Source organism: Vibrio sp. 10N.261.52.A1, from assembly GCF_002876325.1.
Classification (GTDB): domain Bacteria; phylum Pseudomonadota; class Gammaproteobacteria; order Enterobacterales; family Vibrionaceae; genus Vibrio; species Vibrio chagasii.
The window spans coordinates 1-905 of record NZ_MCYD01001444.1 but is presented as its reverse complement, the minus strand read 5'-3'; the positions used below and the strand labels follow the sequence as shown (position 1 = coordinate 905).

The 905-nt window shown below is 42.0% G+C and carries 1 pseudogene; it reads left to right on the top strand.

The annotated features are described in order from the left end of the window. Positions 1 to 237: 237 nt before the first annotated feature. Positions 238 to 905: pseudogene (locus BCT81_RS28955) on the top strand (peptidase); the annotation flags it as partial.

The following is a 905-nucleotide window of genomic DNA, read 5'->3' as shown; positions in this document are numbered from 1 at the left end:
ATTATGCCTGCTGTTTAATATGGGTTGTTGCGTATCTATCTGATTATTTATAGATAGTTCGCGTTCTAATTAGTTCAGAAGATAAATGGAGGTGTTATTCGAAAGCGAATCACAGTTTGATTTATTGGCACGATCGTGAAATTGATTTATCCCATAAAGCGAACCACTCTGCTTACTTTGTCCTGTTAATGGTAATTATTATCAATAACAATAGTAACTGAGAGAGTAGAAATTTTAATGAAAACGATCGTAACTTTATTGTCAGCGATACTCCCATATGCCGCAGTCGCTAGTGATTCACAAGTCACTGAATTCATGGAGGCGTTTCATGAATCTCCCCAGACGGTTATGGATGCTATTCCAGAAAAAACTGGTCAGGTTATCTTTTCCAAGAACTCCGAGTATATGAGTCGTCATCGAGACTTGATGAGAGGCACCATCATGAGAAGGGGAGAGGCAAACTCAGAAATATCAGAGTTCTTATTATCACCGATTCGACAAAACGATAATCCTGCTCGTTTAGTTGATGCAGGGAACGGACTGATTCGAAACTTAAACCAATTGGCTCAAGTGGTACCTAATCAAACACGACTTGATGTTCAACCTTGGTCAGATACCTATTGGCCTCTTTATTCTGGTGCACTTGCTTGGCGTTATGCCGATAAGGAACTGAGAGCGAACAATTGGCAAGACTATTTCAACTTCAGTCATTCGCAAAAACCACTAGAGTATTATCAAGGTCAAGATCGTGATGATTTGTCGCCAGCGGAAAAATATGATCTCTTGGTTGGAGATGAGAATTTCACGCTGACCCAACGTTCATGGGAGTCGGGGAAGGGATATTATGAGTCTCGTGGCCACGTCGAGCGTTGGATGGGGCTTTGCCATGGCTGGGCACCTGCTGC